Source organism: Roseivivax sp. CAU 1761 (assembly GCF_054482755.1).
The window spans coordinates 1-13,198 of sequence record NZ_JBTLRM010000051.1 but is presented as its reverse complement, the minus strand read 5'-3'; the positions used below and the strand labels follow the sequence as shown (position 1 = coordinate 13,198).

Sequence of the window (13,198 nt, the reverse complement as noted above, 5' to 3'; positions counted from 1 at the left end):
CGTCGACCTGCCGTAGCTTCGCGACGATCTCCTCAGGCTTGTGTCTCCTCTGTCCCATTCGTTCGTCCTCCATCTGGCTCGAAAGCCTACTTCAGGAAGGACCACTTTTCTGGGGGCAGACCAACATTGTCGCGCTTCTCGGCGAGGCTTTTTGCGTCTTGATACTCAGGCGTTCCGCGCAGGAAGCGGTGCTGGTAGAAGTCGATGATCCTCTCGTTCTCTTCCTCCGTGAAGACCAGATCGGAGTTCAGCGCTTCGATGAGTTCGCTGCTGCGAGATTGGGACATCTTCGCGTAGTGCTTTTCCGTGATCTGCTCGTCCGAATGACCAAGATTCATCGACCACGCCTTGCGCTGCTCATAGGACCGGCACATCGCGTCACCCAGAGCTTTCAGGGTGTGCCGTGCCGAATGCGGCGTGTAAGCTTTGCCGAGCCGCTCGGACGCCCTGGCGAAGGCGTCCTGCAAGGGTTTGCTCGAGCCCAGGGGGTCGACCGGAGCCGTACCTGGCGCCCGCGTTACGAGGTTCCGGCCGTCAGGGAACAGGGCGTCCTGCGGCTGAAACCCGAGGGCATCCAGTTCCTGCGTCCAGGACAGGAAGACGGCTTGAAACGCCTCTGTTCGCGGGAACCACTTGGCACGATAGGTCTTGCCGTTCTTGGCGGGAACGTCGCTCGCGTCCTGCAGAATGGTCTTGCCCTCGATGTCGACATGCCTGATGCGAAGCGCGGTCAGGGCCGCCGCCCTGAAGCCCGAGATGAAGGCAAGAGCGACCATGGCTCGATCCCGGCGCTGGATGTTGCTCTTCTGCGGCATCACCTCGACCATCCGCCAGGCCTCGTCCAGAGCAGGGAATTGCCTGGGCCGATCCCTTGCCTGCGGCGCCGAAGCGCTGCGCGGCAGGGCGAAGTAGTCCGGGATATTCGCGCTCAAGCGGCGATACCCCTCCTGTCCGCGGAGCCATTCGAAGAATGCCTTGAGGTGAGACGCCCGGTGACGAACCGTGGAGTTGCTCAGGCCGCCCTGTTCTTTGGGTTTGGCAAGCGATCGGACGAGATGATCGCGGTAAAGCCCCGCATGCTTCGGCGTCACCTTGTCGAAGGGCATGCCGTCCAGAGACGCCTCGAAATCCCGGATGCTGACCAGGTGCGCCTGAACGGTTTTCGGGCTGTAGCGCCCCGCGTAAGCCTGCCAATCGTGGATCAACCGGTCGTTCGTGGTGAACCAATTCTGGCTCCGAGAGTCCGCATCCGTCCCAATACGCGCCTGAGACGCCACTTCGCTTTCGTCTATAAGCACCAGCGGCGTGTTTGTATCGAGGCATTCCTGAACTTTGTCGCACTCCGTCGCGCCCAGTATCTTCAGCAAGGTGGCGCCGCAGTCGCAACGCGTCGCATGACCGAAGGTGGCGCGTCCGTCCAGACGCTGGACTCTGAGAGTGTCGAGCTCCGGAAAAACCGCATTGCCGCACGCCATGCATTTGAACTCGCCCGGCCGCAGGTGGTGGCGGGTGCGCTCCGCCCTGTCGGCGTGGAAGCGTTTGAGTTCGGCGCCCCGGAAAAGTTGCGGCAGCGCCCCATCCGAGGGCGTCAGTCCTGAACCCACCCAGTTCGAAACGGTATTCCGGGACACGCCAAACAGCTCCCGAACCTCGGCGACCGAGTAGACCTTGGCCTCGTGCGGCCGGACGTTGCGATAGGACCTTCTCATCGCTGATCCCCAGCCTTGCCGGCCGGCGCGAGGCGAGAGCGCGCTTGCTTCGCCTTCGGCCTCTTTTCCAGGGCAGCCTCGTGGGCGAGGAGGTCCGACTCCCGCCAGCGCGTGGCACCTTCCGAGAGCTTGATGGGCTTCGGCAGCCTCCCCTGTGCCGCCCAGCGCCATACTGACTGACGAGAAACGCCGTAACGTCGGGCCACCATCAAGTCCCGCAGGTAGCGCTCATTCGGATACTCCACTGCGACGGATGGCGACTGTTCCCGCTTCCTGGTGCGAACCGGCTTGGCCGCCGGCCGTGCAGGTTCCAGATCACCGGAGCCATGCAGGGAGTGCTCCGACATTCCCGCCACGGAAAACAGGTCGTGAGCATCGCCGGGCTTTTGCGGTTCACGCGACATCGCTGCGCCCTCCGGTCTTCGACGGATCGACGCGGTTGGCCGCGACCCAGTCGTTCAGGTCGGAGCCGCGATAGACGATCTTGCGGCCAAGCCGGTAGAACGCAGGGCCCTTCATCTTGTGGCGCCACTGCGCGAGCTTCTCGCGATCACCGATGATGTCGAGCTCGGGGTCACCTAGCAGATAGTTGCGATCGTTTTCGAAGAGTTGGAGCGCCATGGGATGCCTTTCGCTGCGTTGAATTGCAGCGAGAGGTGCTCCGTTTCAAACCCCGTAAGGCAGTCCCCGATTTCTGAATCGGGAACCCGAAGTATCTGACATATATGAAAAAGAAATTTGCTCGTCCTCGGGGACGTAGGGCTTAGAGGTGCCCTTGGGACATGTCTCCGAAAGTGTCCGGCGAATCTGTTCGGCGCGGATCAGGGTTTCGCCAGGCTCGGCCAACGGCTCTTCACAGAAATCCATCGCCATCCCGAGATGGACAACGCCGCGATACATGTTCCAGCTCTTGCGCACCGTGTCCTTGTCCCGCGCGCCGCTGACACCATGTTCGTGACCGTCCAGGGTGACCTGATACAGGATGCCGTCTGGCGTCTGAACTCCCTGCCGTTTTCCCTCCAGGATCGAAAGGTAGACCAGTTTGCCGGCGTGCTCGGCGATGTTCAGCCGTCTTTCGTTCCTGTCTTCGTAGGTCCTCGAAACCCGGGAAAACTCGTGAATGGCGTCGTGTCGTTCAGGCCCTGTCTGAGCCATCCACGCCAAAAGCGACCGGTTGTCGGGCTCACTGCTCCAGTCTGGCCCTTCTTTCTCCGAGAGGAGATCCAACCGAGCTGCGATCACCACGTGCTTGACGCGACGCAGAGCTGCAGCCCTAGCCTCCCGGGCCTCGGCGCTTAGAGCAATTTGAAACAGCTCCAGGTAGCAGCTGTCGGCCTCGTTGATCCACACTGCAGGCATCAGGCGTCTTCCTTCATGTGACCGGACGCCACGTATCGCGACCAGTCGCGCATCAAGGCACGCCGTTTCTCAAGCAGGCCAGAGCGGGCATAGGCCCGCTCGACATCACTTCCCACGGCATGGGCCAGGCTCTTTTCGGCGACTTCGCGAGGAACATTGGCAATTTCGGCCGCCCAGTCCCGAAAGGTCGAGCGAAAGCCGTGTACGGTCACCGATTCCGCGCCCATGCGACGGAGCAACATCAGCATCGCCATATTCGACAAGGGTCGATGCCGCTTCTGCTCTTCGAACACGTATTCCGACCGCATCGCTCTGAGGGGCTCGATGATTGAAAGCATCTCGTCCGTCAGAAGCACACGGTGCGCATCACCGGCCTTCATGCGTTCTGCGGGACACACCCACAACCGGGTTTCGGAATCGATCTCCGCCCAGCGCATGCCGAGAACCTCACCCGTACGCGCCGCGGACAGGCAGGTGAACATCAGGGCCTTGGCAGCCATCGCTTTCCGCTCTCGGAGCAAAGCAAAAAGGTCAGGGACGTCTTGTCACCGCATCGCCGAGTGATGCTTGGGTCTGGCTTTGACCCTCGGCAGGGCCAACGAATCCTTGATCGCCGTCACTGGGTTCTCACCAGTGCGAAAGCCCTTGGACCGCGCCTCGTCCAGAACGATCTTGATCCGCTGAGCCAGTCGTGTCGCGGTCTCGTGCTTCTCGGTCCAGATCGGGGCAAGACACATCATCACCTCCGGTTGGCCAATACTGTCGATCGGCATGCGTCCGATCTTCGGGAAGGCATGGTCGCGCAGGCTGTTGATCCATTGCTGGCCGTGCTTGGCATTCTTCCAGGTGGGCATGCGCTCGATATGGACCTGCTGCGCGACCTCTTCGAAGGTCGGCGCTTCCTTCCGGGCATTGAAGCGCGGGTTCAGTCCCTGTTTGGCCATCCGCCGATACTCGAGCGCACGCTCACGCGCCTGGGCCAGCGGCACAAGCTCGGCACTGCCCAACCCGAAATCGGTACGGAGCGGCCCGCCCTTCCTGTTCTTCTGCCCTTTGACGACCACACGTACGATCCAGCGCCGCGCGCCTGAAGGATCGACGACCAGATGGAGACCGTTGCCGTCGCCATGGCGCCCGGGTCCGAGATTCTCGACCAGTTTCTTCGTGAGCTTGCCAGACAGAGCCATGCCGGCTCATACCACAATTCGTACCACACAGCGAGCGCAAACGGGCATAATCGAGGGGAACCAAAGGCAAGCGCTCAACCCCGGAACCTTCAATAAACTCCGTTCACTACGCCACCTTTGGCAAGCGAACGATAGTGAGAAAAATCGTGAAATGGCGGAGAGGAAGGGATTCGAACCCTCGAGACGGTTTCCCGCCTACACACTTTCCAGGCGTGCGCCTTCGACCACTCGGCCACCTCTCCGCGGACGGGCTTATCCATCCCCGCGGCGCTGTGCAAGGCGGTGGGCGAGATTTTTGTCGGTGACGCCACGGGCGCCCGGCCGGGCCCAGGAGAAGTTGCAGCTAGGAACGGTTGGACCGGCGTGGCGTGCTGTACGAGGCGGATTTCGCGGTGGATCGCCGGGTGCCGGCGGCGGCCGGGCATGCGGGCGGCGGCGGCGGCGGGGCGCAGGGGCGGCGCCGCCGGGGTGGCGGCGGTGGGCGCCGTCGCCCGGGGGCGAAGGTGGCCGGACGCCGTGGGCGACCGCCCCCCCTGCCCTCACTCGCCGTCCGGGTCTCCCGGGGCGGCGCGGCGCTGGGCCTCGGCGAGGCTGCGGTCCCCGCCCGCGGAGGCGCTGTCCGGCGGGCCGCGCCGGCCGCGCAGCCAGACCTCGTGCTGCGACAGCGGCATCTCGATCCCGGCCTCGGCGAAGCGCTTGGCGATGGCGTGGTTCATCTCGGTCTTCACCGTCAGGATCTCGATGATGTCGATCAGGATCACCCGGATCTCGAAGTTCAGCTTGTGGCCGTCGAAGCCGGCGAAATAGATGAAGGGCGCCGGGTTCATCAGCACCAGCGGGTGCTCGCGGGCGATCGACAGCAGGATCGACTCGACCTTCCGGGTGTCCGAGCCGTAGGCCACCGAGACCGGCACGATGAGCCGGCCGATGACGTTGCCGCGGGTGTAGTTGGTCACCGTGCCCGAGATGAAGTCGCCGTTCGGCACGATGACGTCGAAATGGTCGAAGGTCTCGATCCGGGTCGAGCGCACCGAGATCGCCTTGACGAAGCCCATATGGCCGTTGACCTCGATCCAGTCGCCCTCGCCGATCGGCCGCTCGATCAGCAGGATGATGCCGGAGACGAAGTTCTGCACGATGTTCTGAAGGCCGAAGCCGATCCCCACCGACAGCGCGCCGGCGACCAGCGCCAGCGACGAGAGATCGATGCCGGCGACCCCGAACGCCGCCAGCGCCGCCAGCATGACGCCGAGATAGCCGAGGCCCGAGACGATGGCGTTGCGGCCGCCGAGATCGATCTTGGTCTTGGGCAGCACGGTGGAGCGCAGCCCGCTTTGCAACAGCCGCGTCAGCGCGAAGCCGATCACGAAGACCATCAGGAAGGTCAGGAGGTTGCTGGGCGAGATGCGGGTCTCGCCCAGGGCGAAGCCGGCCAGGAAGATGGCCCAGAGTTCGGTCAGGTCGGTGATCCGGGCGCCCCAGATCAGCGCCAGCACCGGCAGCGCCGCCAGCGCCATCACGAAGCCCGCCGCCACCGGCACCAGGCTGTTGGTCTCCTGCACCGTGCGCTTGGTCACCAGGGCGTAGAAATCGCTGACGAAACGAAGCACCACGAGGATGGTGCCGGCGACCACCAGCGTCTGGATCGCCGGGAAGACCAGCGCCTCGGCGATGTTGCGGTAGCCCGCCGCGGCCAGGACCGGCGAGACCGCGGCGATCAGGATGATACCGCGGCCCAGCACCCGGGCGACGCGGATGCGAAAATGCAGGCTGTCCTCGGAGGCCTCGTCGCCCTCCTCGTCGCCGGCCAGCCGGGCCCGGGACAGGATCTGGCCGAGCCGGAACAGCACCAGGCTCGACACCGCGACGAGCGGGAAGTCGAGCACCGCGACGGTCTCGATGGAATAGTCGTCGAGATCGGCCAGCAGGATGCGGATGCCGCGCAGGATCAGGAGGCCGGCGAGAATGCCGAGATAGAAGCGCGCGCCGCGGCGGCCGAAGCCCTCGATCGGCATCGTCGCCTCGTCATCCTCGCGCGAGAAGGTCTCCTGCGACAGCCACTGCACGTAGAGGAAGATGCCGAGCCAGATCGGCACGCCGTAGAGCAGTTCGAGCGCGCGGTCGCTGAGGATGCCGCTGAGCTCGCCGGCGGCGACGATGCAGAGCACGCCGCCCAGCGGCAGGAAGATCTGCCCCAGCGACAGCAGCACCCGCCAGACCCCGCCGCCCCGCCGCGTGTGGTGGCGCAGCCAGTCGACGGCCTGTTCGGCCCAGGCGCGGCCGCGCACCAGCAGCAGCAGGCCCAGCGCCATGAGGCCCAGCACCGCGGGCAGTTCGGAGATCAGGATGTCGCGCTCGGCGCGGGTCAGCCAGCCCTCGGCGGGCACCGTCAGGGTCTGGCGGATCGAGGACAGCACGTCCTCCAGTGCCCGCGGCCAGAGCGCCGGGTTGATCGGCGGCGGTCCGCGCGACAGAAGCTCCGCGGCCTGGCGTTCGCGCAGCGTGGCGTCGATCTCGCGGATCAGGCCGTCGGCGCGGGTATAGGCCTCCTCGGCGGCCACCGCCGGCGCCCGGGCCTCGGCCAGCTGGCGTTCGAGCTCGGTGCGCCGCGACGCGATCTCGAGGCTTTCGGCGCCGTCCTCGGGCGGCTCGCCCAGCGCGTCGATCTGCGAGCGCAGGGTCTCGGCCCGAGCCGCCTCGCTCTCGCGCAGGGCGGCGAAGCGCTGCCGCGCGGTGGCGATCTCGGCGCGCAGCTTCTCGAGCAGCGGCCCACCGCTGTCGCCGCGGCCGAGCGCCCGCTCGGCGCGCGCCGCGGTCTCCTCCCAGCCGGCATAATCCGCGGCCTCCTCCTGCGCCAGAGCCAGCGAGGCGACGCTCAGCAGCAGGAGGGTGAGACAGAGGCGCAGCCAGGCCACGACGCCGGTCACGTATCCTCGAAGACGCCCGGGATGGAGGCCGGCGCGCGGTCGAGCCAAGAGGGCGTCGGCAGGTTGTGGTCGCGCAGGAAGTCCGGGTTGAAGAGCTTGGACTGGTAGCGGTTGCCGTAGTCGCAGAGAATGGTGACGATGGTGTGGCCCGGGCCCAGCTCGCGCGCCATGCGGATGGCGCCGGCGATGTTGATGCCGGTCGAGCCGCCCATGCAGAGCCCCTCCTCGGCCAGCAGGTCGAAGACGATGGGCAGCGCCTCCTCGTCGGGAATCTGGCAGGCGAAATCGGGGGTGAAGCCTTCGAGGTTGGCGGTGATGCGGCCCTGCCCGATGCCCTCGGTGATGCTGGAGCCCTCGGCCTTCAGCTCGCCATGAGCGTAGTAGTTGTAGAGCGCGGCGCCCATCGGATCGGCGATGCCCACCTTGACGCCCTTGGGCTGCAGCGCCTCGGCGACGCCGGCCACGGTGCCGCCCGACCCGGCGGCACAGATGAAGCCGTCCACCTTGCCGCCGGTCTGCTCCCAGATCTCCGGGCCGGTGGTCTCGACATGGGCGCGGCGGTTGGCAACGTTGTCGAACTGGTTGGCCCAGATCGCGCCGTGCGGCTCGCTGCGCGCCATCTCCTCGGCCAGGCGGCCGGAATAGCGCACGTAGTTGTTGGGGTTCCTGTAGGGCGCCGCCGGCACCTGCACGAGCTCCGCCCCGGCCAGGCGGATCATGTCCTTCTTCTCCTGGCTCTGGGTCTCGGGGATGACGATGACGGTGCGGAAGCCCATCGAGGCGCCGACCAGCGCGAGCCCGATGCCGGTATTGCCGGCGGTGCCCTCGACGATGGTGCCGCCGGGTTCGAGCAGCCCCTTCTCCACCGCGTCGCGGATGATGTAGAGCGCCGCGCGATCCTTCACCGACTGGCCGGGATTCATGAACTCGGCCTTGCCCAGGATCTCGCATCCGGTCATCTCGGACGCCTTGCGAAGCCGGATCAACGGCGTGTTGCCGACGGCGTCGGGCAGATCCTTGGCGATGCGCATGGGCTGAGCCTCCTGATTGCTTGTCGCAAACGTGTAGGCCGCGCCTGCCGGATTCTCAAGCCGGGCCGTGGCGGCGGGCGCGGTAGCGCGCCAGCCAGAGCAGCATCGTCGCGGTGATCCCGACATTGATCTCGCCGCTGTCGAGCAGGTCCATCGCCTCGTCGAAGGCCAGGACATGGGTGCGGATGTCCTCGTTCTCGGCATCGAGACCGGCATGCCCGTTGCCGCGGTCGGGGAGATCGCACAGGCCGAGGAAACAGTGGAAGAACTCGCTGGAATAGCCCGGGGACGGATAGAGGTTCGGCATCGGCTCGAGGCTGCGCAGCTCCAGATGCGCCTCCTCCAGGGCCTCGCGCCGCGCCGTCTCGGCCGGATCCTCGCGGGCATCGACGAGCCCGGCCACCGGCTCCAGCACCCAGGGCGCCGGGTCGCCGCGCATCAGCGGGCCGTAGCGGAACTGCTCAACCAGCAGCACGCGGTCGCGCTCGGGGTCGTAGGGCAGCACGATGGCGGCGTCGAAGGCCACGAAGGCCTCGCGCCGGACCGGCTCGGTCTCGCCGCCGCGGAAGCGGCGATGGGCGATGTCGAAGACCGCCAGCCGGAAGAAGCCGGTATAGCCGTCATGCTCCTCGAAATGCGTCACGTCATCGAGTCCCATGGTCGAGCGCCGGGTCTGCGGCGCGGGCTCGCGCGCCAGCATGCGCGCCCAGGCGCGGGCCCGGAAGGCAAAGCGCAGCTCGCCCGCCGCCTGCGGGGTGACATGGCCGAAGAGCCGCATCTTCTCGGCCGCTGCCCGCGGCGTCAGCTCGCCCCAGCGGTCGACCCAGGTCTGCAACTGCCACGGCCCGGCGCTGCGCAGCCGGTCGTCATCGGTGAAGTACGCGCGCGCGGGCTCCTCGCCGCTGTCGGTTTCGACCCGCACGCCGTGCAGATCGTAGTTGAAGCCGTTCTCGTAGAAATCGATCCGGGCCCAGTCCTCCCGGGTCAGCCGGCGGATCAGCAGGCCCTCGGCGGCCTCGCCCTCGGCATGTTCGAGGCGCGGAAAGTCCTCCCCCGCCACGGCGCGCACGGCATGGCCGGGCAGACGCGCCGGCACGATCTCCAGCGTGTCGGCGCCGCGGCCGATCACCGCCTCGAGCAGCGGCAGGTGGCGCAGGGTGCCGAAGGCGAACAGCCCGCTCATCGCCTCACCTCCAGTGCCGGGCGGCGATCTCGCTCAGCCCGCCGACCAGCAGGGCACCGCCGATCAGAAGCATCAGCAGCGAGCCGTCGGCGAGGATTGCCGCATGTTCGATCATCGTGTTGAACACGTCCGATATCGCGTCTCCCATGCCGGAGAAGCGGCCCTTGAAGGCGGCGTCGACCATCTCCGCCAGCGCCTGCACGACCAGCGCCCAGAAGACCAGCGCCACGACCCCGGTGATGCCGTTCGACACCGCGGCCGACATGCCCCGGCCGGCCCGGCTGCCGATCACGATCCAGCCGCAGAGCAGCCCGATCCCGGCATTGATCAGGCTGAAGCGCCCCCATTCGGTGATCGCCGGCACCAGCGGCTTGACCGCCTCCGATGCAAGGTAGCCCAAACCCGCAAGGAGCAAAGCGGCGACGAGTTTGGCGGCGGTGGGCATCGGCGTGTCAGCTCGGTCTGGTCATGGTGATCTGGGTGACGTCGCAGTTTCCGACCGCGAAACTGGCGGCACAGGAGGTCAGGTAGAAGTTCCACATCCTGCGGAAGCGCGCGTCAAACCCCAGCCGGGAAATCTCGTCCCATTTGGAATTGAATGTGTCGTGCCAGCGACGAAGCGTCAGGCTGTAGCTGCCGCCGAACTCCTCCGAGCCTAGCAGGTCGAGCCCGCCGCGGGCAATCTCGGCGCGCAGCAGCCGCGGCGTCGGCAGCATGCCCCCGGGGAAGATGTATTTCTGGATGAAGTCGGGGCCGCGCTTGTAGACCTCCCAGCGCCGGTCGTCGACGGTGATCACCTGCAAGGTGGCGGTGCCGCCGGGCCGCAGCCGGCCGCGCAGCGTGTCGAAGAAGACCGGCCAGTATTTCTCGCCCACCGCCTCGAACATCTCGATCGAGGCGACGCGGTCGTAGGTGCCCTGCTCGTCGCGGTAATCCTGCAGCTTGAAGGTGACCCGGTCGGACAGCCCGGCCGCGGCGATCCGCGCCCGGGCAAAATCGTACTGCTCGCGGCTGATGGTCAGCCCGGTGACCCGCAGCCCGCGTTCGCGGGCGGCGTATTCGGCAAAGCCGCCCCAGCCGCAGCCGATCTCCAGCACGTGTTCGCCGGGCTGCGCGCCGAGCCGGTCGAGCAGCGCCGCATATTTGCGCTCCTGCGCCGTTTCGAGGCTCTCCTGGCCGGTCTCGAACAGCGCCGAGGAATAGGTCATCGTGTCGTCGAGCCAGAGCCGGTAGAAATCGTTGCCGAGATCGTAGTGCCGGGCGATGTTGCGCCGCGCCTGGCGGCGCGAATTCGATTGCAGCCAGAAGCGCAGGCGTTCGTAGGTGCGCAGCAGCCCCATGCCGGGGAAGCCGTCGTAGATCGCGTCGTTGTCGCTGTGCACGAGATCCATGAAGGATTGCAGATCCGGCGTCGACCAGCCGCCGTCGAGATAGGCGTCGCAGAAGCCCAGATCGCCCTCGCGGATCAGCCGCGCGAAGAGGTCGGGGTCGTGGATCGCCATCTCGGCCACCGGGCCGGGGCGCCGGCCCTCGGCGCGGAACCGGCGCCCGTCGGGCAGGACGAAGTCGATGCGGCCGGTATTCATGCCGCGGGCCATGGCGAAGATGCGGGCGAAGTAGCGCGGCAGGCCGGGTTCGCCGGCGATGTCGGTGCGGATCATGGGAAGGCGTTCCGTGTTCTGTTCCGGACGAGCCACGTGGCGGCGGGCCCGAAGGTTTCGCCGGTTCAGGCCGGCAATCATGGCTTGTGATCCTGATACGCCGCGAGCGCCAGCGCACGCCCCGTGGCGGCGTCGACCACCGGATCGGGATAGCGGTCACCGGGCGCGCGCCGCCAGGACCGCGGCACGGCGTCGAAATAGGCCAGCGCCTCGGCCGGCGGCTCGGACTGGCCCTCGGCGATCCAGCGGCGGACATAGGCGCGGTCGGGATCGAAGCGGTCGAGCTGGCCGGCGGGGTTGAAGACCCGGAAGAACGGCGAGGCATCGGGCCCCGACCCCGCCGCCCATTGCCAGCCCAGCGCGTTGTTGGCCGGATCCCAGTCGATCAGGTGCTCGGCGAACCAGTCCGCCCCGATCCGCCAATGCGTCATCAGGTGCTTGGTCAGGTAGCTTGCGACGATCATCCGGGCGCGGTTGTGCATGCGCCCGGTGACCTGCATCTCGCGCAGCCCGGCATCGACGAAGGGCATGCCGGTGCGGCCCTGCCTCCAGGCCCGGACCCGCGGCAGCGCGGCATCCTCGTTCCACGGGAAGCGGTCCCATTCCGGGCGCCAGTTGGACGCCACGAGGCGCGGCGTATGCCACATCAGGTGATAGGCGAAGTCGCGCCAGGCCAGCTCCTTCAGGAAGGTCTCGACGCCCTGCCGGCCCTCCTCGCGCGCGCGGAGTGCGGCATGCCAGCAGCGCCCTGGGCTGATCTCGCCCGTCGCGAGGTGCTCGGACAAATCCGAGGTGCCGGCCACCGCCGGGCGGTCGCGCGCCTCCGGATAGGCATCCACCCGGTCGTGGAGAAACGCCGCCAGCCGGTCGGCGGCCGCGGCCTCGCCGGGGCGCGCCCAGGGCCGCACCACCGCGGCGCCGCGGTTCATCGCCGCGCCGAGGTTCCAGGCCTCCAGCCGGTCGCTCTCGGGCCAGCGCGCCGGGGCGGGCAGCGTCTCGGGCGCGGGCAGCGGCGGCGCCACGTCGCGCACCCGCACCGCACGCCAGAAGGGGGTGAAGACCTTGTAATAGCCGCCCTGCTTCGTCGCCACGCGGTCGGGCTCGAAGAGCACGGCGCCGTCATGGCGTTCGACGGTCACGCCGGAAGCCTGCAGCGCCTCGCAGGCGTCGCGGTCGCGGCGCCGGCCGTCGGGATCGTGGGCGCGGATCAGGTGCAGGGCCCGGGCATCGGTCTCGCGGGCCAGCCGCGGCAGTTCGATATCGGCCACCCCGCGCCGCAGGACGAGCCGCGATCCGCGCCGCGCGAGTTCGGCCGCCAGCGCCTCGAGCGCCAGGCCGGTGCGCCATTTCGGCGCCGCGCCCATGGCCTCCATCACCGGGTCGAGCAGGAAGACCGGGATCACCGGCGCGCCGGCCTGGACGGCGGCCGCGAGGGCGGGATGATCGTCGAGCCGGAGGTCCCGCCGGAACCAGACCAGGGTGGGACGTTCCTCCGCCATTGCCGTCATGCGCCTCCACTCCGTGCCCGGTCCGCAGGCCAGCTAGTGCGGCGTCCCGGTTCTCCAAGCATGGCGTGGCGTCAGTACGGCGCGCGCTCAGCGCCGCCCGACTTCGTCGGGATAGAGCAGGACCGGATCCTCGATCCCTGCCGGCGCGCCGCGCACCAGCTCGCGCGGCACCGTCCGGGTCCACACGAGCTGTGTGCGCCGGTAGCCCTCGATCGACATGTTGGCACGGTGCGGGTTCAGGCGGCCGTCCTCCCAGGCCGGCGCGTATCCCGGTGGCGGCGGCGACGGAAGCACCTTGGCCCGGACCTCGTAGAGATGCCGCGGCAGGATGCGGGTGCCGGCCGGCAGAACCGCGGCCCGCGCCTCGGGCGGCAGGGCCCGCGCGGTGGCCGCGCCGCGTCCGGGCGCCGGGCGCGCCGTCGCCACGCGCACCGGCTCGGGCTCGATCCGCATCGGCCGCGGCGCCGGGGTCTCGCGCCGGACGGTCACGGCGGGCACGGTGCGGGCGATGCTCGGGGCGAGCGCCGAGACCGGTTTCGAGGGCGGCGTGCGGATCTCGGCGCTGTCGGCCGGCGCAGGCGCGGCCGTGTCGGTGCCGCGCAGCGCCGCGGGCGGCCGCGTCGGCGCCGCGGC

Annotated in this window: 11 protein-coding genes, 1 tRNA gene and 2 pseudogenes; all 14 read right to left on the bottom strand. The window is 68.0% G+C overall.

Annotation, left to right across the window (positions count from 1 at the left end):
• Nucleotides 1-86: 86 nt before the first annotated feature.
• Entirely contained in the window at nucleotides 87-1,709 is a 1,623-nt protein-coding gene (locus tag ACXYMW_RS19100) for a tyrosine-type recombinase/integrase (protein ID WP_459036919.1), read from the bottom strand.
• Entirely contained in the window at nucleotides 1,706-2,113 is a 408-nt protein-coding gene (locus tag ACXYMW_RS19095; RefSeq protein WP_459036918.1) for a helix-turn-helix transcriptional regulator, read from the bottom strand. Before ACXYMW_RS19095 ends, ACXYMW_RS19100 begins: the two co-directional genes overlap by 4 nt.
• Nucleotides 2,103-2,330 carry a MerR family transcriptional regulator gene (locus ACXYMW_RS19090; protein ID WP_459036917.1) on the bottom strand — a complete coding sequence of 76 codons (228 nt, stop codon included), beginning with the start codon at nucleotides 2,328-2,330 and terminating at the stop codon, nucleotides 2,103-2,105. Before ACXYMW_RS19090 ends, ACXYMW_RS19095 begins: the two co-directional genes overlap by 11 nt.
• Nucleotides 2,331-2,375: 45 nt before the next feature.
• Complete coding sequence (locus ACXYMW_RS19085) at nucleotides 2,376-3,068, bottom strand: hypothetical protein (RefSeq protein WP_459036916.1); 693 nt, start codon at nucleotides 3,066-3,068, stop codon at nucleotides 2,376-2,378.
• A pseudogene (locus ACXYMW_RS19080) lies at nucleotides 3,068-3,595 on the bottom strand (tyrosine-type recombinase/integrase); the annotation flags it as partial. The gene ACXYMW_RS19085 and the pseudogene ACXYMW_RS19080, both read right to left, overlap by 1 nt.
• 18 nt (nucleotides 3,596-3,613) lie before the next feature.
• Nucleotides 3,614-4,255 carry a tyrosine-type recombinase/integrase gene (locus ACXYMW_RS19075; protein ID WP_459036915.1) on the bottom strand — a complete coding sequence of 214 codons (642 nt, stop codon included), beginning with the start codon at nucleotides 4,253-4,255 and terminating at the stop codon, nucleotides 3,614-3,616.
• A gap of 152 nt (nucleotides 4,256-4,407) precedes the next feature.
• Nucleotides 4,408-4,497 (bottom strand) — tRNA-Ser (locus ACXYMW_RS19070).
• A gap of 297 nt (nucleotides 4,498-4,794) precedes the next feature.
• Nucleotides 4,795-7,182: a DUF3772 domain-containing protein gene (locus tag ACXYMW_RS19065; RefSeq protein WP_459036914.1), complete on the bottom strand. Its 2,388-nt coding sequence runs from the start codon at nucleotides 7,180-7,182 to the stop codon at nucleotides 4,795-4,797.
• Nucleotides 7,179-8,213, bottom strand: coding sequence for a cysteine synthase A (locus tag ACXYMW_RS19060; protein ID WP_459036913.1), 1,035 nt, complete (start codon nucleotides 8,211-8,213; stop codon nucleotides 7,179-7,181). The genes ACXYMW_RS19065 and ACXYMW_RS19060 overlap by 4 nt, the downstream gene beginning before the upstream one ends.
• A gap of 55 nt (nucleotides 8,214-8,268) precedes the next feature.
• On the bottom strand, nucleotides 8,269-9,396 hold the full coding sequence (locus ACXYMW_RS19055) for an NUDIX domain-containing protein (protein ID WP_459036912.1): 1,128 nt from the start codon (nucleotides 9,394-9,396) through the stop codon (nucleotides 8,269-8,271).
• 4 nt (nucleotides 9,397-9,400) lie between these two features.
• Nucleotides 9,401-9,841 carry a TrgA family protein gene (locus tag ACXYMW_RS19050; protein WP_459036911.1) on the bottom strand — a complete coding sequence of 147 codons (441 nt, stop codon included), beginning with the start codon at nucleotides 9,839-9,841 and terminating at the stop codon, nucleotides 9,401-9,403.
• Nucleotides 9,842-9,848: 7 nt separating this feature from the next.
• The gene (locus tag ACXYMW_RS19045; protein WP_459036910.1) at nucleotides 9,849-11,057 is read right to left on the bottom strand and encodes a class I SAM-dependent methyltransferase; all 1,209 of its coding nucleotides are present in this window, start codon (nucleotides 11,055-11,057) and stop codon (nucleotides 9,849-9,851) included.
• Nucleotides 11,058-11,134: 77 nt separating this feature from the next.
• Nucleotides 11,135-12,556 carry a cryptochrome/photolyase family protein gene (locus tag ACXYMW_RS19040; protein WP_459036920.1) on the bottom strand — a complete coding sequence of 474 codons (1,422 nt, stop codon included), beginning with the start codon at nucleotides 12,554-12,556 and terminating at the stop codon, nucleotides 11,135-11,137.
• Nucleotides 12,557-12,652: 96 nt separating this feature from the next.
• Nucleotides 12,653-13,198: pseudogene (locus ACXYMW_RS19035) on the bottom strand (hypothetical protein); the annotation flags it as partial.

Coding starts and splice junctions, on each gene's coding strand:
- ACXYMW_RS19050 (WP_459036911.1), bottom strand. CDS start 9,841: ATGCCCACCGCCGCCAAACTCGTCGCCGCTTTGCTCCTTGCGGGTTTG.
- ACXYMW_RS19090 (WP_459036917.1), bottom strand. CDS start 2,330: ATGGCGCTCCAACTCTTCGAAAACGATCGCAACTATCTGCTAGGTGAC.
- ACXYMW_RS19100 (WP_459036919.1), bottom strand. CDS start 1,709: ATGAGAAGGTCCTATCGCAACGTCCGGCCGCACGAGGCCAAGGTCTAC.
- ACXYMW_RS19045 (WP_459036910.1), bottom strand. CDS start 11,057: ATGATCCGCACCGACATCGCCGGCGAACCCGGCCTGCCGCGCTACTTC.
- ACXYMW_RS19085 (WP_459036916.1), bottom strand. CDS start 3,068: ATGCCTGCAGTGTGGATCAACGAGGCCGACAGCTGCTACCTGGAGCTG.
- ACXYMW_RS19055 (WP_459036912.1), bottom strand. CDS start 9,396: ATGAGCGGGCTGTTCGCCTTCGGCACCCTGCGCCACCTGCCGCTGCTC.
- ACXYMW_RS19040 (WP_459036920.1), bottom strand. CDS start 12,556: ATGGCGGAGGAACGTCCCACCCTGGTCTGGTTCCGGCGGGACCTCCGG.
- ACXYMW_RS19060 (WP_459036913.1), bottom strand. CDS start 8,213: ATGCGCATCGCCAAGGATCTGCCCGACGCCGTCGGCAACACGCCGTTG.
- ACXYMW_RS19095 (WP_459036918.1), bottom strand. CDS start 2,113: ATGTCGCGTGAACCGCAAAAGCCCGGCGATGCTCACGACCTGTTTTCC.
- ACXYMW_RS19075 (WP_459036915.1), bottom strand. CDS start 4,255: ATGGCTCTGTCTGGCAAGCTCACGAAGAAACTGGTCGAGAATCTCGGA.